1 protein-coding gene is annotated in these 415 nt (G+C 68.7%); it reads right to left on the reverse strand.

The genetic code is table 11. From position 1 onward, the window contains the following. The coding region (locus EN884_RS38290) for an acyl-CoA dehydrogenase family protein (protein ID WP_281034883.1) at window positions 1-415 on the reverse strand (415 nt) is incomplete at both ends.

Here is a 415-nt window from a genome sequence, read left to right on the forward strand (position 1 = left end):
TGCGTGCATCGTGGCGCGAATCGATCATGCCATAGGTGTTGCGCCATTGGCCGGCCAATCGCGTCTCGACGAAAGCGTCGGCGATCCGCCCTGCCCCCAGACGGCGCAATTCCGCCGCCGCAGCCGACAGAGCCAGCTGCTCGGTGAGCAGCCGAGCCGAACCTTCGTCGGTTGAAGCGACCTGCATCGCCGCCTTCAGCACGCCGATCGTGCCGCGTCCGCCGGCGCCGAGATCGCGGTCGATGCCGGCCAGCACATCCTCGAACAGGCCGGGCGCACGGCCAAGCACGCGCAGCACGTCGAGCGCCATGACATTGCCCGAGCCCTCCCAGATCGCGTTGACCGGGGCCTCGCGATAATAGCGGGCGAGCGGCGCCTCCTCGACATAGCCATTGCCGCCGAGGCACTCCATCGC

Origin of the sequence: Mesorhizobium sp. M7A.F.Ca.AU.001.01.1.1 (assembly GCF_004022735.1) — a bacterium.
GTDB classification, from domain to species: Bacteria; Pseudomonadota; Alphaproteobacteria; order Rhizobiales; family Rhizobiaceae; genus Mesorhizobium; species Mesorhizobium ciceri.